Origin of the sequence: Paracoccus seriniphilus (assembly GCF_028553745.1) — a bacterium.
Taxonomy (GTDB): domain Bacteria; phylum Pseudomonadota; class Alphaproteobacteria; order Rhodobacterales; family Rhodobacteraceae; genus Paracoccus; species Paracoccus seriniphilus.
In genome coordinates, this window is the sequence record NZ_CP067129.1 from 983674 (window position 1) to 1006447 (window position 22774).

24 protein-coding genes and 1 tRNA gene are annotated in these 22774 nt (G+C 62.6%); 22 read left to right on the top strand and 3 right to left on the bottom strand.

Annotated features, from left to right (window positions below; translation table 11 throughout):
• Positions 1–9 precede the first annotated feature (9 nt).
• The 10 genes from JHW44_RS04865 to cysE all read left to right on the top strand — a co-directional run bounded on the left by JHW44_RS04865 (position 10) and on the right by cysE (position 9058).
• Positions 10–423 (top strand): phage major tail protein, TP901-1 family, encoded by a 414-nt coding sequence (locus JHW44_RS04865; protein ID WP_089343153.1) that lies wholly within the window; start codon positions 10–12, stop codon positions 421–423.
• Positions 423–737, top strand: a complete 315-nt coding sequence (locus JHW44_RS04870) for a gene transfer agent family protein (protein WP_089343152.1) — start codon at positions 423–425, stop codon at positions 735–737. Before JHW44_RS04865 ends, JHW44_RS04870 begins: the two co-directional genes overlap by 1 nt.
• On the top strand, positions 734–973 hold the full coding sequence (locus JHW44_RS04875) for a rcc01693 family protein (RefSeq protein WP_089343151.1): 240 nt from the start codon (positions 734–736) through the stop codon (positions 971–973). The genes JHW44_RS04870 and JHW44_RS04875 overlap by 4 nt, the downstream gene beginning before the upstream one ends.
• A gap of 2 nt (positions 974–975) precedes the next feature.
• On the top strand, positions 976–1632 hold the full coding sequence (locus JHW44_RS04880) for a phage tail tape measure protein (protein ID WP_089343150.1): 657 nt from the start codon (positions 976–978) through the stop codon (positions 1630–1632).
• Between the two features lie 21 nt (positions 1633–1653).
• Positions 1654–2286 carry a DUF2460 domain-containing protein gene (locus tag JHW44_RS04885; protein WP_089343149.1) on the top strand — a complete coding sequence of 211 codons (633 nt, stop codon included), beginning with the start codon at positions 1654–1656 and terminating at the stop codon, positions 2284–2286.
• Positions 2283–3107, top strand: a complete 825-nt coding sequence (locus JHW44_RS04890) for a DUF2163 domain-containing protein (protein WP_089343148.1) — start codon at positions 2283–2285, stop codon at positions 3105–3107. The genes JHW44_RS04885 and JHW44_RS04890 overlap by 4 nt, the downstream gene beginning before the upstream one ends.
• Position 3108: 1 nt before the next feature.
• Complete coding sequence (locus JHW44_RS04895; protein WP_089343147.1) at positions 3109–3543, top strand: C40 family peptidase; 435 nt, start codon at positions 3109–3111, stop codon at positions 3541–3543.
• Between the two features lie 24 nt (positions 3544–3567).
• Positions 3568–7455 (top strand): baseplate multidomain protein megatron, encoded by a 3888-nt coding sequence (locus JHW44_RS04900; RefSeq protein ID WP_089343146.1) that lies wholly within the window; start codon positions 3568–3570, stop codon positions 7453–7455.
• Positions 7442–8155, top strand: a complete 714-nt coding sequence (locus JHW44_RS04905; protein ID WP_089343145.1) for a DUF2793 domain-containing protein — start codon at positions 7442–7444, stop codon at positions 8153–8155. The genes JHW44_RS04900 and JHW44_RS04905 overlap by 14 nt, the downstream gene beginning before the upstream one ends.
• Before the next feature lie 78 nt (positions 8156–8233).
• On the top strand, positions 8234–9058 hold the full coding sequence (gene cysE / locus JHW44_RS04910; protein ID WP_089343144.1) for a serine O-acetyltransferase: 825 nt from the start codon (positions 8234–8236) through the stop codon (positions 9056–9058).
• Here cysE and JHW44_RS04915 read toward each other — a convergent pair.
• Both JHW44_RS04915 and JHW44_RS04920 read right to left on the bottom strand, forming a co-directional pair.
• Positions 9055–10113 (bottom strand): quinone-dependent dihydroorotate dehydrogenase, encoded by a 1059-nt coding sequence (locus tag JHW44_RS04915; protein ID WP_089343143.1) that lies wholly within the window; start codon positions 10111–10113, stop codon positions 9055–9057. The two genes, cysE and JHW44_RS04915, sit on opposite strands and share 4 nt — an antisense overlap.
• A complete protein-coding gene (locus JHW44_RS04920) occupies positions 10110–10445 on the bottom strand; it encodes a DUF952 domain-containing protein (RefSeq protein WP_089343301.1) in 336 nt (111 codons plus the stop codon). The genes JHW44_RS04915 and JHW44_RS04920 overlap by 4 nt, the downstream gene beginning before the upstream one ends.
• 162 nt (positions 10446–10607) lie before the next feature.
• On the opposite strand from JHW44_RS04920, the gene JHW44_RS04925 reads away from it, so the two are divergent.
• The 11 genes from JHW44_RS04925 to JHW44_RS04975 all read left to right on the top strand — a co-directional run bounded on the left by JHW44_RS04925 (position 10608) and on the right by JHW44_RS04975 (position 21505).
• Complete coding sequence (locus JHW44_RS04925) at positions 10608–12206, top strand: bifunctional metallophosphatase/5'-nucleotidase (protein WP_089343142.1); 1599 nt, start codon at positions 10608–10610, stop codon at positions 12204–12206.
• Between the two features lie 90 nt (positions 12207–12296).
• On the top strand, positions 12297–14153 hold the full coding sequence (locus tag JHW44_RS04930; protein ID WP_089343300.1) for an ABC-F family ATP-binding cassette domain-containing protein: 1857 nt from the start codon (positions 12297–12299) through the stop codon (positions 14151–14153).
• Positions 14154–14272: 119 nt separating this feature from the next.
• On the top strand, positions 14273–15022 hold the full coding sequence (locus JHW44_RS04935) for a MipA/OmpV family protein (protein ID WP_089343141.1): 750 nt from the start codon (positions 14273–14275) through the stop codon (positions 15020–15022).
• A 148-nt stretch (positions 15023–15170) separates the two neighbouring features.
• The gene (locus JHW44_RS04940) at positions 15171–16340 is read left to right on the top strand and encodes an ABC transporter substrate-binding protein (RefSeq protein WP_089343140.1); all 1170 of its coding nucleotides are present in this window, start codon (positions 15171–15173) and stop codon (positions 16338–16340) included.
• Positions 16341–16387: 47 nt separating this feature from the next.
• Positions 16388–17305 (top strand): branched-chain amino acid ABC transporter permease, encoded by a 918-nt coding sequence (locus JHW44_RS04945; RefSeq protein WP_089343299.1) that lies wholly within the window; start codon positions 16388–16390, stop codon positions 17303–17305.
• Positions 17302–18240 carry a branched-chain amino acid ABC transporter permease gene (locus JHW44_RS04950; protein ID WP_089343139.1) on the top strand — a complete coding sequence of 313 codons (939 nt, stop codon included), beginning with the start codon at positions 17302–17304 and terminating at the stop codon, positions 18238–18240. The genes JHW44_RS04945 and JHW44_RS04950 overlap by 4 nt, the downstream gene beginning before the upstream one ends.
• Positions 18237–19004, top strand: coding sequence for an ABC transporter ATP-binding protein (locus tag JHW44_RS04955; RefSeq protein ID WP_089343138.1), 768 nt, complete (start codon positions 18237–18239; stop codon positions 19002–19004). Before JHW44_RS04950 ends, JHW44_RS04955 begins: the two co-directional genes overlap by 4 nt.
• The gene (locus tag JHW44_RS04960) at positions 18991–19677 is read left to right on the top strand and encodes an ABC transporter ATP-binding protein (protein WP_089343137.1); all 687 of its coding nucleotides are present in this window, start codon (positions 18991–18993) and stop codon (positions 19675–19677) included. The genes JHW44_RS04955 and JHW44_RS04960 overlap by 14 nt, the downstream gene beginning before the upstream one ends.
• A 12-nt stretch (positions 19678–19689) precedes the next feature.
• A complete protein-coding gene (locus JHW44_RS04965) occupies positions 19690–20145 on the top strand; it encodes a cupin domain-containing protein (protein ID WP_089343136.1) in 456 nt (151 codons plus the stop codon).
• Positions 20145–21383, top strand: a complete 1239-nt coding sequence (locus JHW44_RS04970; protein ID WP_089343135.1) for a flavin-dependent oxidoreductase — start codon at positions 20145–20147, stop codon at positions 21381–21383. Before JHW44_RS04965 ends, JHW44_RS04970 begins: the two co-directional genes overlap by 1 nt.
• A 45-nt stretch (positions 21384–21428) precedes the next feature.
• Positions 21429–21505: transfer RNA gene (locus tag JHW44_RS04975), tRNA-Arg, on the top strand.
• A gap of 2 nt (positions 21506–21507) precedes the next feature.
• Here JHW44_RS04975 and JHW44_RS04980 read toward each other — a convergent pair.
• Positions 21508–21723, bottom strand: coding sequence for a hypothetical protein (locus tag JHW44_RS04980; protein ID WP_089343134.1), 216 nt, complete (start codon positions 21721–21723; stop codon positions 21508–21510).
• Between the two features lie 150 nt (positions 21724–21873).
• On the opposite strand from JHW44_RS04980, the gene JHW44_RS04985 reads away from it, so the two are divergent.
• Positions 21874–22770 carry a siderophore ABC transporter substrate-binding protein gene (locus JHW44_RS04985; protein WP_089343133.1) on the top strand — a complete coding sequence of 299 codons (897 nt, stop codon included), beginning with the start codon at positions 21874–21876 and terminating at the stop codon, positions 22768–22770.
• The last annotated feature ends 4 nt before the right edge of the window (positions 22771–22774 follow it).

Consider the following 22774-nt stretch of genomic DNA (forward strand, 5'->3'; position numbering starts at 1 on the left):
GTTGCATTCATGGCAGTACAGAATGGACGTGATCTGCTGATCAAGATGGATATGACCGGCGACGGGGCCTTCGAGACCGTGGCAGGGCTGCGGGCGACCCGGCTGACCTTCAATGCCGAAACCGTCGATGTCACCAGCCTTGAAAGCGAAGGCGGCTGGCGCGAGCTGCTGGGCGGTGCGGGGATGCGCAGTGCCTCGATTTCCGGGTCCGGGGTGTTTCGCGATGGCGACACCGATGGCCGCGCCCGCCAGATATTCTTTGACGGAGAGGTGCCGCGCTTTCAGGTCATCATTCCGGATTTCGGCACGGTCGAGGGCTCGTTCCAGATCACCGCGCTGGAATATGCCGGCAGCTATAACGGCGAAGCCACCTATGAGCTGACCCTGGCCTCGGCCGGGGCGCTGAGCTTTACGGCGCTGTGATGGTGAATCCGATGCGGGGAGAGGTCGAGGTCGTCATCGATGGTCAGTCCCATGTGGCGCGGCTGACCCTGGGGGCCCTGGCGGAACTGGAGGGCTGGTTGGGTGCAAGCAGCCTGATGCAGATCGCGGCGCGTTTCGAGGCCGGAGAGTTCAGCAGCCGCGATGTTCTGGCCGTGCTGGTGGCCGGGCTGCGCGGCGGCGGCTGGCGGGGCGATGCGGATGATCTGCTGACGGCGGATATTGCGGGTGGGCCGGTGGTGGCAGGACGGCTGGCGGCCGAATTGCTGGCGCGGGCCTTCCGGATGCCATCATGAGTGCGCGCCAACAGGGTGGTCTGGACTGGGTCGCGCTGATGCGTGCCGGTCTGCACGGGCTGGGTCTGCATCCCGATCAGTTCTGGTCGCTGACGCCTGCGGAACTGGCACTGATGCTGGGGATCGAGGCGGGGCTGTCGGGCATGACACGCGCCCGTCTGGCCGAATTGTCAAAGGCGTTCCCCGACGCGGCCAGCCCGGCAGATGACCAAGAGACAAGTCTGACGGAGGTTTGACGATGGCAGACAAGGACGGGTTCGGCGACAGGCTGGACGGGTTGGAAGAAGGTTTCAGCCAGACGGGGCAGATGACCGCCGGTTTCGAGGCCGAGTTGGCGCGTTTGCGTCAGGAAATGGCCCTGACATCGCGCGAGGTCGGAACGCTGAGTTCGGGCATCGAAGGCGGGTTGCGGCGCGCCTTTGACGGTCTGGTTCTGGACGGTCTGAAATTCTCGGACGTGCTGAAGGACATCGGGCAGTCGATTGCGGATACGGTCTATTCCATTGCGACCAAGCCGGTTGAAAAGGCCTTGGCGGGTTCGGTTGCGCAAGGCGTGGCGGGGCTGATGTCCGGCATCATGCCCTTTGCGGATGGCGGGATCCTTTCGCAGGGACGGGTGGTTCCCTTTGCCAGGGGCGGGGTCGTGTCCTCGCCCACCGGCTTTCCCATGCGCGGCGCGACCGGCCTGATGGGCGAGGCCGGTCCCGAGGCGATCATGCCCCTGCGACGCGGTGCCGACGGGCGCCTGGGTGTGGCCGCCGAGGGTGGCGGGCAGCGCGCGGTCAATGTGACCATCCATGTCAGCACCCCGGATGTGGGAGGATTCCAGCGCAGCCAGTCACAGATTGCCGCGCAGGTCAGCCGGGCGCTGGCACGCGGCGAGCGCAACAGCTGATCAAGCATCAACGAGGACATCATGGCATTTCATGAAGTGCGGTTCCCCGCGAGTCTTTCCTTCGGGTCGGTCGGCGGGCCTGAAAGGCGCACCGATATCGTGACGCTGGCCAGCGGCTTTGAGGAGCGCAACACCCCCTGGGCCCATGCGCGCCGGCATTATGACGCGGGGATGGGGCTGCGTTCCCTGGATGACCTGTCGGCGCTGATCGCCTTTTTCGAGGCAAGGTCAGGCCAGCTGCACGGGTTTCGCTGGAAGGATTGGGCAGATTTCAAGAGTGGGCTGCCCTCGCAGCCGGTGACATTCGAGGATCAGGAGATCGCGCGGGGCGATGGCTCTACGGTCAGCTTTGCCCTGACCAAGGCCTATGTCTCGGGGCCTGCGACATATGTTCGCCCGATCACCAAGCCTCTGCGTGACAGCGTGCGTGCGGGCATCGGGGGCGTCGAGAAATTCCCCCAGAGCGATTATGAGGTGGATCATACGACGGGGATCATCACCTTCCACGAACCGCCCGAGCCCGATGCGCCGGTCACCGCGGGCTTTGAATTCGATGTGCCGGTCAGATTTGACACCGACCGGATCGCCGTCTCGGTGGCCTCTTTCCAGGCGGGGGAAATTCCGCAGATTCCGGTTGTCGAGGTGCGGGTATGACGGCGACCACGATATGCCGCGCCTGGCTGGTCCGGCGTCGCGATGGCTTTGGGCTGGGCTTCACCGACCACGACGTGGCCCTGCAGTTTGACGGGACGACCTTTCGTCCCGATCACGGCATGACGGCCCGCGTGTTGATGCAAGGGGCCGGGCTGTCGGTGGACAATTCCGAGGCCGAAGGGGCGCTGACCGATGGTGCCATCACCGAAAAGGACCTGCTGGCGGGAAAATGGGACGGGGCCGAGCTGACCCTGTGGGAGGTCGACTGGTCCCATGTTGACGCGCGCAGGAAGATATTTGCCGGAAGCCTGGGCGAGGTGTCACGGTCGGACGGGGCGTTTCGCGCCGAGTTGCGCGGCCTGTCCGAACCGCTGAATGCTGCGTGGGGGCGGGTCTATCATCCCCGCTGCTCGGCCCGCCTGGGAGATCGGGCCTGTGGCAAGGATCTGGGCAGTGACAGCTATACGGTCCTGCTGGGGCTTGAAGACTGTGAAGACGGGCGGATCTTTCGCTTTTCGGATTTTCCGGCCTATGACAGTGGCTGGTTCGAACGTGGCGTTCTGGCGGTTCTTGGCGGTGAGGCCGAAGGGCTGCGGGCGCAAATCAAGAATGACATTGCGCTGTCCGAAGGCGGCCGCGAGATCGAGCTGTGGAAATCTCTTGGCATCCATCCCGTCGCCGGGGACAGGATCCGGCTGACGGCGGGTTGCGACAAGCGCTCAGAAACCTGTCGGCTGAAATTCAACAACTATCTGAACTTTCGTGGCTTTCCGCATTTGCCGGGCGAGGACTGGCTGTTGGCGCCGCAAACAGGAGGCTGAGATGGAAGATCCCGAGCAGATCGTGACGGCAGCGCGCGCCTGGATCGGAACACCCTATGTCCATCAGGCCAGCCGCTTTCAGGCGGGTGCCGATTGTCTGGGCCTGATCCGTGGCGTCTGGCGCGATCTCTATGGGCGCGAGCCCGAAACGCCTCCGCCCTATACGCCGGACTGGGGTGAAACGGGTTCCGAAGAGTTGCTGCTGCAGGGGGCGATGCGGCATTTGCGGCCGGTGTCGCGCATGCAGCCAATCGCGGCCGGGCAGGTGGTTCTGTTCCGCATGCGTGCAGGGGCCGTCGCCAAGCATCTGGGCATCATGGTCCAAGGTGGAGAGGCCCCCCGCTTCGTGCATGCCTATATGCATCACGGTGTCGTCGAAAGTCCGCTGAGCATACCCTGGCGAAACCGGATTTCGGCCCGGTTCCGCTTTCCGTGAAATCTTGATGAGAGGAGGCTGACCATGGCCACGATCATGTTGTCGGCGGTTGGCGCATCCATTGGCGGCAGTATGGGCGGCACCATGCTGGGCCTGTCGGGAGCCGTGATCGGCCGCGCCGTTGGTGCAACCGTCGGGCGCGTCATTGACCAGCGCCTGCTGGGTGGCGGGTCAAGGGCGGTGGAGACCGGAAGGATTGACCGGCTGCGCCTGCAAACGGCGGGTGAGGGAAGCGCGATTCCGCAGGTGTGGGGACAGATGCGGCTGTCGGGTCATGTGATCTGGGCCTCTCCACTGGAAGAAATCCGCAGCACCCAAAGCGGTGGGGGAAAGGGAACGCCATCGCAACCCAGCGTGACACAGATCAGCTATCGCCTGTCGGTGGCGCTGGCCCTGTGCGAAGGCCCGGTGTTGGGGGTCGGACGTGTCTGGGCGGATGGTGAAGAGATCGCCGCATCGGATCTGAACATGCGGGTCTATTGCGGAAATGAGAACCAGATGCCTGATCCGGCCATCGTTGCCCATGAAGGCGCGCGCGCGCCCGCCTATCGCGGCATCGCCTATGTGGTGTTGGAGGATCTGAACCTTGAACGCTGGGGCAACCGGATGCCCCAGTTGAGCTTTGAGGTCACCTGTCCGGCGCGGGACGGGACCGGGCTGCATCACGATGTGCGCGCGTTGGCGCTGATCCCGGGAACGGGCGAATATTCCCTGGCAACGACCGAGGTCACGGAAGATCTGGATCTGGGCGAGATGCGCTCTGTCAACGTGAATACGCCGATGGGGGGCACGGATTTCAGGGCCTCGATGGAAACGATGGCGCGCGAATTGCCCAATGTGGGATCGGTTGCGCTGGTCGTGTCGTGGTTCGGAGATGATCTGCGGATCAACCATTGCCAGTTGCAGCCAAAGGTTGAACAGCGCCAAGTCGATGGCAGTGAAATGCCATGGATGGCGGGCGGCATCACGCGCGGCGAAGCCCGGGAGGTTGCGCGGAGGGAGGGCCGTCCGGTCTATGGCGGGACGCCAGGCGATGACGCCGTTGTCGAGGCCTTGCAGGCGCTGGGCGAAGCCGGGCAGCGCGCGGTGTTCTATCCATTCATCCTGATGGAGCAGCTGGAAGGAAACGCCCTGCCCAATCCCTATGGCGGCGACAGCCAGCCGGTGATGCCCTGGCGCGGGCGGATCACCAGCTCGGTCGCGGCGGGGCGTGAAGGATCCGTCGATGGGACAGCGCTGGCCGAAGCCGAGGTCGCCACCTTTTTCGGCAGTGCCGAAGGCGACGATTTTACCCGTGACGGAACGCGCATCGAATATCACGGCGCAGCGGAATGGTCCTATCGCCGGTTCATTTTGCATTATGCGCATCTTTGCGCGGCGGCGGGGGGAGTCGATGCGTTCCTGATCGGGTCCGAGATGATCGGCATGACGCAGATCCGCGGACCGCAGAACAGCTATCCGGCTGTCGCCCAGCTGCGCCGGCTGGCGGCGGATGTGCGCGCGATTCTGGGGCCGGAGGTCAAGATCGGCTATGCGGCCGACTGGTCGGAATATTTCGGGCACCATCCCGGCAATGGCGAACTGTTCTTTCACCTGGACCCGCTGTGGGCGGATGAGAACATCGATTTCATCGGGATAGACAATTACATGCCGCTGTCGGACTGGCGCGATGGCGAGGATCATCTGGATGCACATTGGGGCGATCCGCGCAATATCGAATACCTGAAAAGCAACGTCTGCGGCGGCGAGGGATTCGACTGGTATTATGCCAGCGCGGAGGACCGCAATGCGCAGCGTCGCAGCCCGATCACGGATGGCCAATATGATGAGGCCTGGGTCTGGAAATACAAGGATCTGAGAAGCTGGTGGCAGAACCGCCATTTCGATCGTCCCGGCGGTGTCAGATCGCCCGATGCGACACCATGGGTGCCGGGATCGAAACCGATCTGGTTCACCGAATATGGATGTGCGGCGCTGGACAAGGCGACCAACCAGCCCAACAAGTTCCTGGACGCCTACAGTTCGGAAAGTGCATTGCCCCATTTCTCGACCGGGCTGCGCGATGATGCCGTCCAGGCGGCATATCTGCGCGCGGTGACATCCTATTGGGCCGATCCCGACAACAATCCGGCGATGGAGGATGGGGGGCGTATGGTCGATCTGTCGCGCGCGCATGTCTGGTGCTGGGATGCGCGGCCCTATCCGGCATTTCCTGGGCGCGAAGATCTGTGGTCGGATGGTCCAGCCTGGCTGCGCGGACATTGGCTGAATGGTCGAGCCGGGGCGGTGGCGCTGTCTGCTGTGGTTGGGGATATCTGCCGTGCGGCCGGAGTCGCATCCTTTGACACCAGCCGTATCCATGGCGTGGTGCGCGGCTATATGGTGTCGGGGGGCGACACGGGACGTGCGGCGCTGCAACCGCTGATGCTGGCCCATGGGTTCGATGCCGTGGATGGCGATGGCACGCTGCGCTTTGTGCCGCGCAAGGGGCTGGCGACATGCGATCTTGCGACCGCCGATATGGCCGTGACAGAAGACATCAACGGCTTTGAAACCGTCCGGGCACCCGAGCCGGAGGTCAGCGGGCGTTTGCGTCTGACCCATGTCGAGGCGGGTGCCGATTATGGGGCCGCCACTGCCGAAGCCAGCCTGCCGGAAAGCGCCCAGCAGACGGTCAGTGACAGCGAGTTCGCCATGTCGCTGACCCGTGCCGAGGGGCGTGCGATCGCCGAACGCTGGCTGGCCGAGGCGACGATCTCGCGCGATGGTGCGCGATTTGCATTGCCGCCTTCGCTGTCGCATCTGGGGGTTGGTGATGTGCTGCGGATCAATGACGGCAACGCACAGCCGCGTCTGTGGCGGCTGGATCGGGTCGAGCGCGCGGCTGCGTTGACGGTGGATGCCGTCCGCGTCGAGCCGGGTGTCTATCGGCCCGCCCTGTCCAATGAAGATGACATGTCCATCCGCCGCCATGTTCCGCCCATGCCGGTCTGGCCGGTGTTTCTGGATCTGCCGCTGTTGAAAGGAGACGAAGATCCCTGTTCGCCCTATCTGGCGGCTACGGCGCAGCCCTGGCCGGGATCGGTCGCGGCCTATGTCTCGGTCGAGGAACAGGGCGGTTACGGATTCGCCTTGCGCCTGGATCAGCCGGCAGCCATCGGGCGCACGGAAACAGCCCTGGCCGCGGCGCGTCCGGGGGTGATCGATCGCGGTGCGCCGCTGCGGATTCGGCTGAAGGGGCAGACGCTGCGTTCGGTTTCGGGGAAATCCCTGCTGGCGGGGGCGAATGCCGTGGCGATCGGGGATGGCAGTCTCGAGAACTGGGAGATCTTTCAGTTTCGGGTGGCGGAACCGGTTGGCGCAAACCTATGGGAGTTGTCCGAGCGTCTGCGCGGGCAGGCCGGGACCGATGGCATCATGCCCCGAAACTGGCCTGAGGGCAGTCTGGTCGTCGTGCTGGATGAGGCGGTCAAGCAGGTCGAACTGGCACCCTCGGCGCGTGGCCAGGAACGCTTCTGGCGTATCGGTCCTGCATTGCGTGCGCCCGATGATGCCAGCTATCGGGCGCGTTCGACTACCGCAAGCGGGATCGGTCTGCGGCCATATGCGCCCTGTCATCTTCGGGCCGAGGGGCGACGGATCAGCTGGATTCGCCGCACACGGATCGAGGGGGATGGCTGGGACGGGCCTGATGTCCCCCTTGGCGAAACGCGCGAGATCTATCTGTTGCGCATGACCCAGCAGGGGCAGGTTCTGTTCGAGGCGCAGCCAAGCGCGCCGGAATGCGAAATCCCGGCCGATATATGGCAGTCCGCCCTTGCGGGCGGTGCCTTCACGATTTCCGTGGCGCAACTGTCGGACCAGTTCGGAGCTGGTCCCTTTGTCAGGAGGACATTCAATGCCGACGAATGAAACCACACGTTTGGCGATGCCATTGCTGCAACCCGCGCAGGCGCAGAAACATGTGACGGTGAACGAAGCGCTGATGCGGCTGGATGGACTGGTCAATCTGGTGCTGCAAAGCGTGACCCGGCAACAGCCCCCCGAGGTTGTCTTCGACGGGCAGTGCTGGGGGGTGCCTCTTGGCGGGGCGGCCGGATGGTCGGGGCAGGACGGAAAGATTGCCATTGGCGCGAACGGGGGGTGGCAATTCGTGGCTCCCGCAGTTGGCATGCGGGCCTTCATCGTCGATCGCGGGCTGAACGCCGTCCATGACGGACAGAACTGGCAGGCAGGAGCGCATACTGCAGGTGTTCTGGGATCGGGCATGAACTGCGGAATGGCCGAGGCCGAGGTCGATATTGTTGCGGGCAACAGTTTTGACACGCCGGTGGTCATTCCTGCATCTGCTTTGGTGATAGGTGCCGTCGCGCGGGTGAAACAGACCATCACCGGCAGTCTGAGCAGTTGGCGCCTGGGCACGGGCGATGCCGATGACCGTTTTGGCCAGAGGCTCGGGTTGTCGCAGGATTCATGGGCGCAGGGCATTCTGGGGACGCCCATGACCTATTATCAACCAGCCGCATTGCGCATGACTGCCGAGGGTGGAGAGTTCGTCGGCGGGCGGGTCAGTCTTGCTGTGCATTGGCTGTCGCTGCGCTTGCCAATGTGACCGGACCGGAGCCAGCCGCGACTTTCCCCGGCGGGCATTCTGCGTTATGAAGGTTCCCTGTTAACGCGGGTGGTTCCGATGAATATTCTACAAAGCACCAAGAGCTCGGATCTGGACCGGGATGCCGTTTGGGCACAGGTCCGTGATGAATGTGCCCGCGCGGTTCGAGATGAGCCTTTGCTGGGTGCCCTGATTCACGCGGGCTTGTTGCATCACAACAGTCTCGAAGGGGCCTTGGCCTATCGATTCTCGTTGAAGCTGGCCAGCGGCGAAATGAGCGAGCAGATCCTGCGCGAAATTGCCGATCAGGCCTATTCAAGCGGGTCCAATCTGGGCGACGCGGCGCGGGCGGATCTGTTGGCGGTCTATGATCGCGATCCGGCGACGCATCGCCTGATTCAGCCGCTGCTGTTCTTCAAGGGCTTTCAGGCGTTGCAGGCCTATCGCATGGGTCACTGGCTGTGGAGCCAGGGACGCCGTGACATGGCCTATTTCGTTCAGATGCGCTGCTCCGAATGCTTTGGCGTCGACATTCACCCGGCGGCCAAGATCGGCACCGGCGTCATGATCGACCATGCGCATTCCATCGTGATCGGTGAGACTGCAACCGTCGGAAATGATGTCTCGATGCTGCATTCGGTGACGCTTGGCGGGACCGGCAAGGAAGATGGCGACCGTCACCCCAAGATCGGCGACGGTGTCATGATCGGGGCTGGTGCCAAGGTTCTGGGCAATATCCGTGTCGGGCATCATTCGCGCATCGCCGCCGGGTCGGTGGTGCTGCATGATGTGCCTAGCTGCAAGACGGTGGCAGGGGTTCCGGCGAAGGTGATCGGCGATGCCGGTTGTCCCGAGCCCTCGCACAGCATGAACCAGCTGCTGGGCTCGGGCGAGTATTACTAGAGCCAGTCGCCGCTGCCGCTGCCGGTCAGTTCGGCCAGTGTCATGTTTTCGCGCTGCAGCCGCCGGTCCAGATCGGCGGCAATGCGCGAGGCAAGGGACAGCCCCTGATAGATCAGCGCCGAATACAGCTGGATGGCCGAGGCCCCGGCCCGCAGTTTCTGCCAGGCCTGTTCGGAATTCGAGATTCCGCCGACGCCGATCAGGGGGATCTGGCCGCCGGTCTGCCGGTACAGCCGCGCCAGAACGGTTGTCGCGCGTTCGAACAGCGGCGCGCCAGACATCCCGCCGGTTTCCGATTTTGCGGCAGAGGCGAGATTGTCGCGACCAAGCGTGGTGTTGGTGGCGATGATGGCATCCACCTGTGCCTCGCGGGCGACGGCGGCGATATCGGCCAGCCCCGCGTCATCCAGATCCGGTGCGATCTTGATGAAGACCGGCTTGCGGTCGGGCAGGGAATCGCGGGCTTCCATCACGCCTTGCAGCAGTGCGGCAAGGGCACGGGCGCCCTGAAGGTCGCGCAGCTTTTCGGTATTGGGTGACGAGACATTGACGGTCAGGAAATCGGCAGTCTCTCCGGCGGTCCTGACGACCTTTGCGAAATCGGCGGCGCGGTCCTGGCTGTCCTTGTTGGCACCGATGTTCAGCCCGACGGGAATGCCCTTGGGGCGGCGCGACAGGCGTTCCGCAATGGCGGCTGCGCCTTCGTTGTTGAAGCCGAAGCGATTGATGATCGCCTTGTCCTCGCTCAGCCGGAACAGGCGGGGTTTGGGGTTTCCGGGTTGCGGGCGTGGCGTCGCGGCACCCAGTTCGATGAACCCGAAGCCCGCGCGCATCAGCGCAGTGACAGCCCTGGCATTCTTGTCATAGCCTGCCGCCAGACCGACGGGATTGGGCAGTTCCAGCTCGGCCAGCACGGTTTCCAGACGGGGCGAGGTCACCGGTGCGCCGGGCAGGGGCACCAGCCCGTTGGCCAGAGCCCGGATCGACAGGTCATGCGCGGTTTCCGGGGGCAGGCGGTGCAGGGCCGAAACGCCCAGTTTCTCGATCAGGTTCATTCCAGCGGTCCTGTGTCATGGCCCCGAGCCGTCAGTGTGATCGGGCGCGACCAGAGAATATCGTCCAGACGCAATTCACGATAAAGATGGGGGAACAGATCGCCGCCGCGGGCCGGCTCCCAGATCAGATCCTCGCCCAGGCTGTCGGCTTCAAGGGCCAACAGCTGCAGGTCTGTTTCGCCGGAAAAATGCTTGGCCAGCGTCCCTGCGACCTGATCGCGGGTCGAGAAATGGACATAGCCGTCCTGTCTGTCAATCGGGGCACCCGGCGTCGTCTTGTCACGACGCAGCTCTTCCCATTCGGTCTGGCGGAATATCTTGTAAATGATCATGGCGGCATTTGCCTGTTGCCATGGGTGCTGGTCAAGGGAAAGCGTGATCGCGAACGTCTGCAACTCGGGATTGCCCGGCATGATGGCAGGAAGAAATTGACCGGCAGGGGGTGCTGCGCCACTGTGGTCGCAGGGACAAATCGGCGAAAAAGGAACTGCCAAATGAACCTGCGCTTTTTGACGGCGGCATCGGTGGCGGCTTTGCTGGCCGGCTCTGCTCAGGCCGAGATGGTGCTGCATGTTCTGCACACCAATGATCTGCACAGCCGGATCGAACCGATCAACAAATATGACAGCACCTGCGAGGACGAGGCGATCGAGGCCGGCGCGTGCTTCGGCGGTGTGGCGCGGGTCGCCCACAAGGTGCATGAACTGCGCGATCAGATCAGGGCCGAGGGTGGCAATGTCATCGTGCTGGATGCTGGCGATCAGTATCAGGGTTCGCTGTTTTACACGACCTACAAGGGCAAGGATGTCGTCGAGTTCATGACCGATATCGGCTATGACGCGATGGCGGTGGGCAACCATGAGTTCGACGATGGCCCCGAAGGGTTGGCGCTGCTGGCTGATGGCGTGGATTTTCCCATCGTGTCGGGCAATCTGGACCTGTCACGGTCCAACGTGCTGAAGGGCAAGATCGAGGATAGCGTGATCCTTGATGTCGGGGGCGAGAAAATCGGAATCGTCTCGGCCCTGGCCCTGGATACGCCAGAGACATCCTCTCCGGGCGCGAATGTGATTTTCAAGGATGATGTCGAAAGCCTGCGCGCAGATGTCGACGAGCTCGAGGCCGAGGGCGTCAACAAGATCATTGCCCTGACCCATGTCGGCTATCTGCGGGATCAACTGTTGGCGCGTGAGGTGGCCGGGCTTGATGCGGTGATCGGCGGGCATTCACACAGCCTGCTGGGTGATATGGACGGGGCCGAAGGACCCTATCCGACGATGGTCGCGGCGGCTGACGGTGCCGAGGTGCCGGTTGCACAGGCCTATGCCTATTCCAAGTATCTGGGCCATCTTGTTCTGACCTTTGATGACGACGGAAGGCTGCTGAAGGCCGAGGGCCAGCCGGTGCTGCTGGACAGTTCGGTGCCGGAAAATGCCGAGATCGCTGCGCGCGTCAAGGAGATGGCCGCTCCGATCCAGGAACTGCGCCAGAAGGTCGTGGCCGAGGCCGCCGAAACGATTGACGGGGATCGCGCCAGTTGCCGGGCGCGGGAATGCGCCATGGGGGTTCTGGTGGCGGATGCCATGCTGGATCGCGTCAAGGATCAGGGCATCACGATTGCCATCACCAATGGCGGCGGGCTGCGGGCCTCGATCGATGCCGGGCCGGTCACCATGGGTGAAATCTATACGGTGCTGCCTTTCCAGAATACCCTGGCGACCTTTCAACTGGCTGGGGCGGATATCGTGACCGCACTGGAAAACGGTGCCAGCCAGTATGAAGAGGTCGCCGGACGTTTCGCGCAGGTGGCCGGGCTGAAATACACGGTCGATCCTGCTGCCGAACCGGGGCAGCGCATCAGCGATGTGATGGTGCAGCAGGACGGAGACTGGGTGCCCATCGACCCCGAGGCGGTTTATGGTGTCGTTTCGAACAACTATATGCGCGGGGGCGGCGACGGCTACAGCATCTTTGCGACGGCTGCGCGGAACGCCTATGATTTCGGGCCCGATCTGGCCGAGGTTCTGGCCGATTACATGGCTGGTCAACAGGCCTATCAGCCCCATCTGCCCGGTCGCATCACCGTCAAGTAGCATCCGCGACTCCGGAAACGTCCCGTCCTGACCATCTGCGGGGCGTTTCCTGCCATTGACGCCATGGCACGCATGCGTCATGCCGCGAGCATGCTGCGAATTGATGACATATCCTATTCCATTCAGGGCCGCCCTTTGTTCGAAGGATGCTCTGCCTCCATACCCGATGGGCACAAGGTTGGCCTTGTCGGCCCCAATGGCGCCGGCAAGACCACGCTGTTTCGGCTGATCCGGGGTGAACTCTCGCTGGATGGTGGTGAAATCACCCTGCCATCGCGGGCACGGATCGGGGGCGTCGCGCAGGAAGCGCCAGGCACCGGGGTGTCGGTGCTGGATACCGTTCTGGCCGAAGACAAGGAACGCGCCTCCCTGCTGGCCGAATCCGAACATGCCAGCGATCCCCATCGCATCGCCGAGATCCAGATGCGTCTGGCCGATATCGACGCGTGGTCGGCCGAGGCCCGCGCGGCTTCGATTCTGGACGGTCTGGGCTTTTCCTCGCAGGATCAGGCGCGACCCACCAGCGATTTTTCAGGCGGCTGGCGGATGCGCGTTGCCCTGGCCGGGGTGCTGTTCGCACAGCCCGACTTGTTGCTGCTGGACGAGCCGACCAACTATCTGGACCTTGAAGGCGCATTGTGGCTGGAAGGCTATCTGGCGCGCTATCCCCATACCGTCATCATCATCAGCCATGACCGCGGCCTGCTGAACCGGGCGGTGGGGCATATCCTGCATCTCGAGAACCGCAAGCTGACGCTTTATACCGGCGGCTATGACGGCTTTACCCGCATTCGCGCCGAACGCCGTGCCCTGCAGGCCGCCGAGGCCAAGAAACAGGCCGACCGGCGCGCCCATTTGCAGGGCTTTGTCGACCGGTTCCGTGCCAAGGCCAGCAAGGCCCGTCAGGCGCAGGCCCGCGTCAAGATGCTGGAGAAGATGCAGCCGATCACCGCGCCCGAAGAGGCGCGCCTGCATCGCTTCAGCTTTGCCCAGCCAGAAGAACTGTCCCCTCCCATCGTCTCGATGCAGAATGTTGCCGTCGGCTATGGCGATCGTGCTGTGCTGCGCCGTCTGGACCTGCGCATCGATCAGGATGACAGGATCGCGTTGCTGGGCCGCAATGGTCAGGGCAAATCCACCCTGTCCAAGCTGCTGGCCGGCCGGCTGCAGGAAATGGAAGGCAAGATCACCCGCTCGGGCAAGCTGCGCGTCGGCTATTTTGCCCAGCATCAGGTCGACGAACTGGTGCTGAATGAAACGCCGATCGACCATGTCCGCCGCCTTCGTCCCGATGAGGCCCCCGCGCGGACCCGTGCAAGACTGGCCGGCTTTGGCTTGATGGAAGCGCAGGCGGAAACCCAGGTCGGGCGCCTGTCCGGCGGACAGAAGGCGCGGCTGTCGCTGTTGATCGCAACGATCGACGCGCCGCATATGTTGATTCTGGACGAGCCGACCAACCACCTTGACATCGAAAGCCGCGAGGCCCTGTCCGAGGCGCTGAACGCCTATACCGGCGCGGTGGTTCTGGTCAGCCACGACATGCATCTGCTGGGACTGGTCGCCGACCGTCTGTGGCTGGTGGATGGCGGCGCGGTGACCCCCTATGACGGGGATCTGGATGATTACCGGCGCTTTTTGCTGACCGGGACGGATGTCTCGAAAAAGCGGGTGGCGGCCCCTGCGGCAAAGCCTGCACCGGCACGCCCGCCCAAGGATGTGGTTCAGACCCTGCGCAACGAGGTGCGCAAGGCCGAGGACCGGGTGCAGAAGCTGACCGAAATGCTGCAAAAGCTGGACCAGAAACTGGCCGATCCGGAGATCTATCAGGATCCCATCGGTGCCGAACGCTGGGGTCGAAAACATGCCGAGGTGGTCGAAGCCATGGCGCGTGCCGAAAGCCTGTGGATGGCGGCATTGGAAAAGCTGGAGCGCGCCCAGAACGCCTGAACGGTGCGGCGTGGCATATCTGCCAGATCGCGGCTTTGTTCTGACATGCTGCTTGTTTTGCAAAGCCGTGTTATCATAATCTCGGATTGCCCCTGACGCTTAGCGAAAGATTCGAAAAGATGTTGAAATATCTGGCCGCCATTGCCGTGCTGGCCTCTCCGGTTTGCGCCGAAGAGCTGAATTATTCGGCATTCCCCGGCAACGGAAAATTCTCTTTCGATATCGGTCTGGGCGTCAAGGCAGGCCCCAGCTATCCCGGCTCGGACGAGATGGACGCCAGCGTCTGGGTTCCGCTGCGCAATGTCCATTTCGGTGAGGGCGACAAGATCCGGCGCGACGGTTTCTCGTTTGGTCCCGACTTCGGCTATGTCGGAGAACGCGATTCCAGCGATGAAGACGATCTTGCCGGGCTGGACGATATCGACCGCACCATCGAGGTCGGCGGGCGCGTCAGTTTCGTGCGCGGTCCGGTGACCTCTTATGCGACATCGCGTGTCGGATTGGGCGGGCACAGCGGTGTGACGGGCGAAATCGGCATGCGCTATCACATGGATATCAATGACCGGCTCAGTCTCTCGTCGGGGCTGGAGGTCGACTATGGCAACGCCGAGTTCGTCGATACCTATTTCGGCGTTTCTGCCGAAGAGGCGGCGCGCAGCCGTTACAGCGAATATGACGCCGGGGGCGGTTTCAGCAAGGCTTCGGCCAAGGTCTCGATGCGTTATTCGCTCAGCGAACTGACATCCGTTCTGGGTGAGTTCGAATATGGCCGCCTGATCGGCGATGCGGCGGATTCGCCCATCGTGCAGGATCGCAACCAGCCGGTCGTTCGCATCGGGATTACCCGGAATATCTCGCTCAACTTCTGATCGGGGGCACCGGGCAGTCCGAGTGCCGGGTGACCGAAATTATTTTAAACCCGAAATAAATTCTTGACACCTACCCCCTTCTTGGTGCGCTCTGGTAGCGAACAGAACAGGCTGCGGCAAACGTGGCTTCACCAACAGGAAGGTGGATATGACCCATTCGCGCAAACTACTGACAGCCCTGGTTGCCTCGACGATACTGGCCGGTCCGGCGCTGGCGCAGGACGATGATACGCTCAAGATCGGTCTGATCTTTACCCTGTCCGGCCCTGCCGCCGTTCTGGGTGAAATGGGGCGCGACGGCTTCTTGCTGGCGGCCGAGCAGATCGGCGAGATCGGCGGCATGAAGACCGAGATCATCGTGGTCGATGACGAACAGAAACCCGATATCGCCGCCAACAAGGCGCGCGAACTGGTTGAACGGGACGAGGTCGATATCGTCGTCGGGCCGATCTTTTCCAATATTCTGGGCGCCATCCAGAAACCGGTCACCGATAGCGGAGCGATCCTGATCAGCCCCAATGCCGGAACATCCAATTATGCCGGTGCGGACTGTAACCGGAACTTCTTTGTAACCTCTTATCAGAACGACCAGATGCATGAGGTCATGGGTGCCTATGCGACCGAGCAGGGCTATGACAATGTCTTCCTGCTGGCGCCGAATTACCAGGCGGGCAAGGACAGTCTGGCCGGGTTCAAGAACAGCTACAAGGGCGGCCTTGCAGGAGAGATCTTCACCCAGCTGGGGCAGCTGGATTATTCTGCCGAGTTGGCGCAGATCGCCGCCATGCAGCCGGATGCCGTCTTTGCCTTCATGCCCGGTGGCATGGGGGTGAACCTCGTCAAGCAATACCGTCAGGCGGGGCTGGAGACGATCCCCTTCCTTTCGGCCTTCACGGTGGATGAATCGACCCTGCCTGCGCAACAGGATGCTGCGCTTGGCTTCTTTGCCGGATCGAACTGGGCGCCGGATGCCGACATTCCCGAAAGCATGGCCTTCGTCGAAGCCTATGAAAAGAAATATGGCAAGGTTCCCGCGACCTATGCAATGCAGGCCTATGACGCCGCGCATCTGATTGACGGGGCCATCCGTCAGGCGGGCGGTGTGGCCGACAAGGACATGCTGATCGCGGCGCTGGAAGAGGCGCCCTTTACCTCGGTTCGCGGTGATTTCAGCTTTGGTCCGAACCACTATCCGATTCAGGATTTCTACCTGACCAAGGTCGTCCAGCGCGAGGACGGGCAGTTTGCGACCTCGATCGTCAAGAAGATCTTTGACGATTACGCCGACAACTATGTCGCTGATTGCAACATGAACTGAAGACGGAACAGGGGGCGGGTTCGCCCCCTTTCCTGTCGGGAATCCCCATGACCAGTCTTTTTCTGCTTCAGCTTCTGAACGGGATGCAGTTTGGCATCCTGCTGTTTCTGATCGCCGCCGGCCTTACGCTGGTTTTCGGCATCATGGATTTCGTCAATCTGGCCCATGGCGTGATCTATATGGTCGGGGCCTATCTTGCGGTGACTTTCACCCAGGTCACCGGCAGCTATGGGCTGGGGCTGTTGCTGACCCTGCCGGCAACCTTGCTGGTGGGGCTGGTCCTGGAACTGCTTGTGTTTCGAAAACTGTATGACCGTCCGCATCTGGACCAGGTTCTGGCGACCTTCGGGCTGGTGATGATCATCAGCGAAGGGGTCGAGATGATCTGGGGCTCGGCTCCGCTGTCGCTGGATATCCCCGAAATGCTGTCGGGTTCGGTGCCGCTGGCGGGGCCGCTGCGCTATCCTGTCTTTCGGCTTGTTGTCATTGCCGCCGGTCTGCTGACGGCGCTGAGCCTGTGGCTGATCATCACCCGCACACGCATTGGCATGCGCCTGCGGGCGGGGGCGACCAATCGCAGCATGGTGGCCGCACTTGGGGTCGATATCAAATCGCTGTTCACCATCATCTTCGCCTTTGGTGCCATGCTTGCTGGCTTTGCCGGGGCCATGGTTGCGCCGATCCTGACCGTTGATCCGGGAATGGGCGAAAGCGTGCTTATCCTTGCCTTCGTGGTGATCGTCATCGGCGGCATCGGCTCGGTCAAGGGGGCCTTTGCGGGTGCACTGCTGGTCGGGCTGGTCGATACATTGGGGCGCAGCTTCGGCCCGATCATCCTGCGCGCGGTGATGGACCCTTCAGCGGCCGGGCAGGCGGGCAGGGTGCTGGCACCGATGCTGGTCTATATCCTGATGGCGGTCATTCTGGCATTGCGGCCGGCGGGCCTGTTCGGGGCAAAGACATGAGACTGATCCCGACGCGCGCCTGGGCGGCCACGATCCTGTTCGCTGCCTTCGCCATTCTGCCGCTGATCGCCGAGTCGCTGGACGACAATTATCTGGTGGTGATCGCCACGCGCATCCTGGCCTATGCGATTGCCGCGCTGGCGCTGGACCTGATCCTTGGCTATGGCGGCATGGTCAGCTTTGGTCATGCAGCCTATCTGGGGATTGGCGCCTATAGCGTCGCCATTCTCAGCCGCGCCGGCGTCACCGACCTGGCCCTGCATCTGATCGCAGCGATGGTGGCGGCGGGGCTGTTTGCGCTGATCACCGGTGCCATTTCCCTGCGCACCAAGGGCATCTATTTCATCATGATCACCCTGGCCTTCGCGCAGATGGCCTATTTCTTCTTCATCTCGCTTTCGGCCTATGGCGGCGATGATGGCGTGACGCTGAACGAACGTTCGACCGTCTTTGGTCAGCCGCTGCTGGAAAACGACCGTGGACTTTACTACACCGCGCTGGTGCTGCTGGTCGGGCTGTATCTGCTGGCCGTGGCCATCACCCGGTCGCGTTTCGGGCGGGTGCTGACCGGCACGCGGGAAAACCCCGTCCGCATGCGTGCCATCGGATATTCTCCGTTCCGCTATCAGCTGACGGCCTATGTCATTTCGGGCTGCATGGCCGCGGTGGCAGGGGTGATGCTGGCCAATCAGACCAATTACGTCTCGCCCGCCTTCATGGACTGGCACCGCTCGGGTGAGCTGGTGGTGATGGTCGTCTTTGGCGGCATCGGCAACCTGCTGGGCGCGGTTGCAGGGGCGACGGTCGCGCTGTTGCTGGAAGAATGGCTGTCGGTGCTGACCGATCACTGGCCGCTGTTGTTCGGGCTGATCCTTGTGCTGGTGGTGCTGTATTCCCGCGACGGTCTCAGCGGATTTTTCCGGAGGCGCCTATGAGCCTGCTTGATGTCAGAAAACTGCGCAAGGCCTATGGCGCGCTGAAGGTCACCGATGATCTTGATCTGCAGGTCGAAGAGGGCGAAATCCACGCCATCATCGGCCCGAACGGGGCCGGGAAATCGACGCTGATCGCGCAGCTGTCGGGCGAGGCACATTCGGACGGCGGTTCGGTGCGCTTTGCAGGGACCGAGATGATGGGCATGCCGATGCATCGGCGGGTGCGGGCCGGAATGTCGCGCAGCTTCCAGATCACCTCGATCCTGCCGGGCTTCACGGCGCTGGAAAACGTGGCCACGGCGGCTCAGGCGCGCATGGGCAGCAGTTTCCGCTTTTTCAGTCCGGTTGCCGAGGAACAGCCGCTGAATGACGCCGCGCTGGCGGCGCTGAGACGGGTCGGTCTGGCCGATCGCGCATTTTTCCGCGCCGGCAGCCTGTCGCATGGTGAAAAGCGACAGCTGGAACTGGCCATTGCGCTGGCCACCCAACCCCGGCTGCTGTTGCTGGATGAGCCGCTGGCGGGAACCAGCGGGCAAGAGGCGGACCGGCTGGTCGATGTGATGAAAAGCCTGCGCCAGGAACTGACGCTGGTTCTGATCGAGCATGACATGAATGCGGTCTTTTCGCTGGCGGATCGCGTCAGCGTGCTGGTCTATGGGCGCATCATCGCCACCGGAACGCCCGATCAGATCCGCGCCGATCCCAGGGTGCGCGAAGCCTATCTGGGCGAAGAAAGCGAAGAGGGCACCGATGCTGCAAGTTGAGGGGCTGCGGGCCGCATATGGCGAAAGCCAGGTCCTGCATGACATCGGGTTTCAGGTCGCCGATGGCGAGGTGGTGACCCTGCTTGGCCGCAATGGCATGGGCAAGACCACCACGATTTCCACGATATTCGGTCTGTTGCCTGCGCGCGCGGGCAAGGTGGTCATCGCCGGACAGGACATGACCAATGCGCCGCCCCATCATATCGCGCGCGCGGGCATGGGGTTGGTGCCGGAAGGTCGTCAGGTTTTCCCGACCCTGAATGTGCGCGAAAACCTTGTTGCCACGGCGCGTCCGGGGCGCTGGGGGCTGGCGGATGTGCTGGAACTGTTTCCCCGCCTTGGCGAACGCATGACCCATATGGGCAATCAGCTTTCGGGCGGCGAGCAGCAGATGCTGGCAATCGGTCGTGCGCTGATGACCAATCCGCGTCTGGTGGTGCTGGACGAGGCGACCGAGGGACTTGCTCCGCTGATCCGCGACGAGATCTGGGCCTGCCTGACGCGGCTGAAGGACGCGGGGGAATCGATCCTGATCATCGACAAGAATGTCGATGCGCTGACCCGTTTCGCAGACCGCCACGTGGTCATCGAAAAGGGGCGCGTTGTCTGGAGCGGCGACAATGACGCGCTGCGCAATACACCCGAAATCAAAGAACGCTTTCTGAACGTCTGAAGGAGTGACGCCATGACCATGCCCGCAGGGATTACCCGCGCGACCGAATCGCTGGATGGCATCAGCTGGAATATCCTGGGGCAGGTCTATGTGCCCAAGCAGCATTCCGTGAACTCGTTGTCCTGGCATGCGACCTTGCCTAGGGGCACCTTTGTTCCGCCCCATATCCACCCCACGCAGGACGAGTTCCTGTATATTCTGGACGGCTGTTTCGACCTGTGGCTGGACGGAGAGGAGATGCGCGCCGAGCCGGGTGATCTGGTGCGGCTGCCGATGGGCAAGGCGCATGGCATTTTCAACAAGCAGGACCATGACATCAAATGCCTGTTCTGGGTGTCCCCCTCGCGGCGGTTGTTCGATCTGTTCTGGGCGCTGCACAATCTGGGCCCAAATCCCAATCCGGCCGATGTCGTCACGGTTTCAGCCGCGCATGAGGTCGATTTTCTGCCGCCAGAGGATCAGAACTGATGCGGGTTCTGATTGCAGGGGCCGGAATCGGCGGGCTGACCACGGCGCTGATGCTGCATGCGCGGGGGATTCCCTGCCAGATATGGGAATCGGCCAGCCAGGTGCGCGAGGTGGGCGTGGGGATCAATATTCTGCCCCATGCCATCGCCCGCTTTGAATCGCTTGGCCTGCTGGAGGAACTGGACCGGATCGCGGTGCGGACCTCTCATCTGTATTACTACACCCGCAACGGACAACTGGTCTGGGATGAGCCGCGCGGCCTTGGCGCGGGCCATGAGGTTCCGCAATTCTCGATTCACCGGGGACGGCTGCAAAAGACATTGCATGATGCGGTGTTGGCGCGGCTGGGGCCGGATTCCATTCGCTGCGGGCGCCGTCTTGCGGGATTCGTGCAGGACGAGGCGGGTGTCACAGCGCAATTCCTTGACGCGAGCGAGGGTGGCCCGGCCGAGATCGCGCGCGGTGATGTGCTGATCTGCGCCGATGGCATCCATTCGGCCGGTCGCAAGCAGTTCTATCGCAATGAAGGTCCGCCTTCCTGGAATGGCGTGTCGATGTGGCGCGGGGCAACGCTGGCACCGCAATGGAAGCGGGGCACGGAAATGGCCATTGGCGGCGGCTTCGCCGCCAAGCTGGTGCTCTATCCTATCGCGCCGCCCGAAGCCGACGGACGGCAGTTGATGAACTGGGTGGTCAACGTGCGCACCAAGGATCCCGCTGTCAGCCCGCCCCCGCCGGACAATTGGTCCCGCAGGGTCGGGCATGCCACGGTTCTTCCCTTCGCGCGCCGATTCGCCATTCCGGACTATGACATCGAGGCGCTGGTGCGCGCGACGAAAGACATTTTCGAGTATCCGATGGCTGATCGCGACCCGCTGCCGCGCTGGACCTTTGGTCGGGTGACGCTGCTGGGCGATGCGGCGCATCCGATGTATCCGGTGGGTTCGAATGGTGCCAGCCAGGCAGTGCTGGACGCGCAATGCCTCGCCGATGCGCTGAAATCCCAGCCGCACCCGCGCGCCGGGTTGTGGGCCTATGAGAAGGAGCGCCGTTCCAAGACCGCCGAAGTCGTCGCGCAGAATCGTGTCGGCGGACCGGAAGGCGTCATCGACGCGGTCGAGAAACTTGCGCCCGCCGGGTTCGAGGATATCGACGCCGTTCTGCCGCGTCACGAACGCGAGGCGCTGGTCAAGGGCTATGCCGCGATGGCGGGATTTTCATCGGTCCGAAAGGTATGAATTGGGCATTGCACAGTCCGCGCGACGCGGTTATTCAGGCCGCAGGCACCCGTAGCTCAGCTGGATAGAGCGCTGCCCTCCGAAGGCAGAGGCCAGAGGTTCGAATCCTCTCGGGTGCACCAATTCATTTCATTTCGTTGAACATGCCGATCGCAGGCCTGCGGATCTTGATTGCACAGCAGGGCTGCGGTCCGTTTTCGTCTTGGTAAGACGGAATGGCGTCGATCTGCCGGGCGGAAAATTCTTGCCGCTGCATCCGGGCTGGCGTCCCCATTTCGGTGACGGCGTGATCCTGTTTCTTCGGCGGCTGGCCAGATACGGCCAGCACGCGCAGGGCCATGCGAGAACTGTTCCGCAAGAAATTGGCCGTAACAATGGTTGCCAATTACGTGGTTCTTTAATAATCAACGAAAATACTCGGATATGTGATGCCGCGATCAGTATTCTCGCATGGCCGCATTGCCGGATCACAGATTGACAGGACCACCCCATGCGTCAGATTCTCAGTGCCCTTTGCTTTTTCCTTGGGACCACGGCGCTTCACGCGCAGACAGTGACCGTGGATACCGCGCGCGGCCCGGTCGAGGTCGAATCTGGTCCCCAGCGGGTCGTGACGCTGGATCTTGGCGTGCTGGACACGATCAAGGTCATCGGCGGCGATGTGGTCGGGGTGCCCAATGGCGTCAAGCCTGACTACCTGTCGGAATACGCCGGGACGCCCTATACCGAGGTCGGCACATTCTTCGAACCGGACATCGAGACCATTGCAGCGCTTGATCCCGACCTGATCATCGTGGCCGGGCGCTCTCAGGCAAAATATGACGAACTGTCCGGCCTTGCACCGACCATCGACCTGACTACGGATACGACGGATTTCGTCGGCAGCATCCATCGCAATACCGAAACGATTGGCGCGATCTATGGTCGCGAAGAGGTGGCCAGAACGGCGCTGAAGGAACTGGATGCCAAGGTCACGGCCATGCATGACATGGCTGCCGAGGCGGGGACCGCGCTGACGATCCTGACCACGGGCGGACGGATGAGCACCCATGGCGCGAAGGGGCGCTTTTCGGTGCTGTATGGCGATTTCGGCTTTGAACCTGCCATTGCCGAAGTCGATTCGGGCAATCACGGCCAGCCGATTTCCAATGAATTCATCCGTTCCACCGACCCGGACTGGATTTTCGTGATCGACCGCGACGCGGCCATCGGGCGTGACGGCCAGCCTGCCGCGCAGTTGCTGGACAATCCGCTGGTCAATGACACCAAGGCCGCAAAGGCGGGGCATATCGTCTATCTGGACCCCATTGACTGGTATGTTGTCGGTGCCAGCATCACGCCCGTTGAAAACAGCGTGGCGACCATTTCGGGTGCATTGGCGAAGTAGGATC

Coding starts and splice junctions, on each gene's coding strand:
- cysE (WP_089343144.1), top strand. CDS start 8,234: ATGAATATTCTACAAAGCACCAAGAGCTCGGATCTGGACCGGGATGCC.
- JHW44_RS04900 (WP_089343146.1), top strand. CDS start 3,568: ATGGCCACGATCATGTTGTCGGCGGTTGGCGCATCCATTGGCGGCAGT.
- JHW44_RS04980 (WP_089343134.1), bottom strand. CDS start 21,723: ATGGCCCTGCGCGTGCTGGCCGTATCTGGCCAGCCGCCGAAGAAACAG.
- JHW44_RS04895 (WP_089343147.1), top strand. CDS start 3,109: ATGGAAGATCCCGAGCAGATCGTGACGGCAGCGCGCGCCTGGATCGGA.
- JHW44_RS04925 (WP_089343142.1), top strand. CDS start 10,608: ATGAACCTGCGCTTTTTGACGGCGGCATCGGTGGCGGCTTTGCTGGCC.
- JHW44_RS04870 (WP_089343152.1), top strand. CDS start 423: ATGGTGAATCCGATGCGGGGAGAGGTCGAGGTCGTCATCGATGGTCAG.
- JHW44_RS04875 (WP_089343151.1), top strand. CDS start 734: ATGAGTGCGCGCCAACAGGGTGGTCTGGACTGGGTCGCGCTGATGCGT.
- JHW44_RS04915 (WP_089343143.1), bottom strand. CDS start 10,113: ATGAACCTGATCGAGAAACTGGGCGTTTCGGCCCTGCACCGCCTGCCC.
- JHW44_RS04985 (WP_089343133.1), top strand. CDS start 21,874: ATGCGTCAGATTCTCAGTGCCCTTTGCTTTTTCCTTGGGACCACGGCG.
- JHW44_RS04965 (WP_089343136.1), top strand. CDS start 19,690: ATGACCATGCCCGCAGGGATTACCCGCGCGACCGAATCGCTGGATGGC.
- JHW44_RS04930 (WP_089343300.1), top strand. CDS start 12,297: ATGCTGCGAATTGATGACATATCCTATTCCATTCAGGGCCGCCCTTTG.
- JHW44_RS04960 (WP_089343137.1), top strand. CDS start 18,991: ATGCTGCAAGTTGAGGGGCTGCGGGCCGCATATGGCGAAAGCCAGGTC.
- JHW44_RS04935 (WP_089343141.1), top strand. CDS start 14,273: ATGTTGAAATATCTGGCCGCCATTGCCGTGCTGGCCTCTCCGGTTTGC.
- JHW44_RS04920 (WP_089343301.1), bottom strand. CDS start 10,445: ATGATCATTTACAAGATATTCCGCCAGACCGAATGGGAAGAGCTGCGT.
- JHW44_RS04970 (WP_089343135.1), top strand. CDS start 20,145: ATGCGGGTTCTGATTGCAGGGGCCGGAATCGGCGGGCTGACCACGGCG.
- JHW44_RS04890 (WP_089343148.1), top strand. CDS start 2,283: ATGACGGCGACCACGATATGCCGCGCCTGGCTGGTCCGGCGTCGCGAT.
- JHW44_RS04950 (WP_089343139.1), top strand. CDS start 17,302: ATGAGACTGATCCCGACGCGCGCCTGGGCGGCCACGATCCTGTTCGCT.
- JHW44_RS04880 (WP_089343150.1), top strand. CDS start 976: ATGGCAGACAAGGACGGGTTCGGCGACAGGCTGGACGGGTTGGAAGAA.
- JHW44_RS04955 (WP_089343138.1), top strand. CDS start 18,237: ATGAGCCTGCTTGATGTCAGAAAACTGCGCAAGGCCTATGGCGCGCTG.
- JHW44_RS04885 (WP_089343149.1), top strand. CDS start 1,654: ATGGCATTTCATGAAGTGCGGTTCCCCGCGAGTCTTTCCTTCGGGTCG.
- JHW44_RS04940 (WP_089343140.1), top strand. CDS start 15,171: ATGACCCATTCGCGCAAACTACTGACAGCCCTGGTTGCCTCGACGATA.
- JHW44_RS04905 (WP_089343145.1), top strand. CDS start 7,442: ATGCCGACGAATGAAACCACACGTTTGGCGATGCCATTGCTGCAACCC.
- JHW44_RS04945 (WP_089343299.1), top strand. CDS start 16,388: ATGACCAGTCTTTTTCTGCTTCAGCTTCTGAACGGGATGCAGTTTGGC.
- JHW44_RS04865 (WP_089343153.1), top strand. CDS start 10: ATGGCAGTACAGAATGGACGTGATCTGCTGATCAAGATGGATATGACC.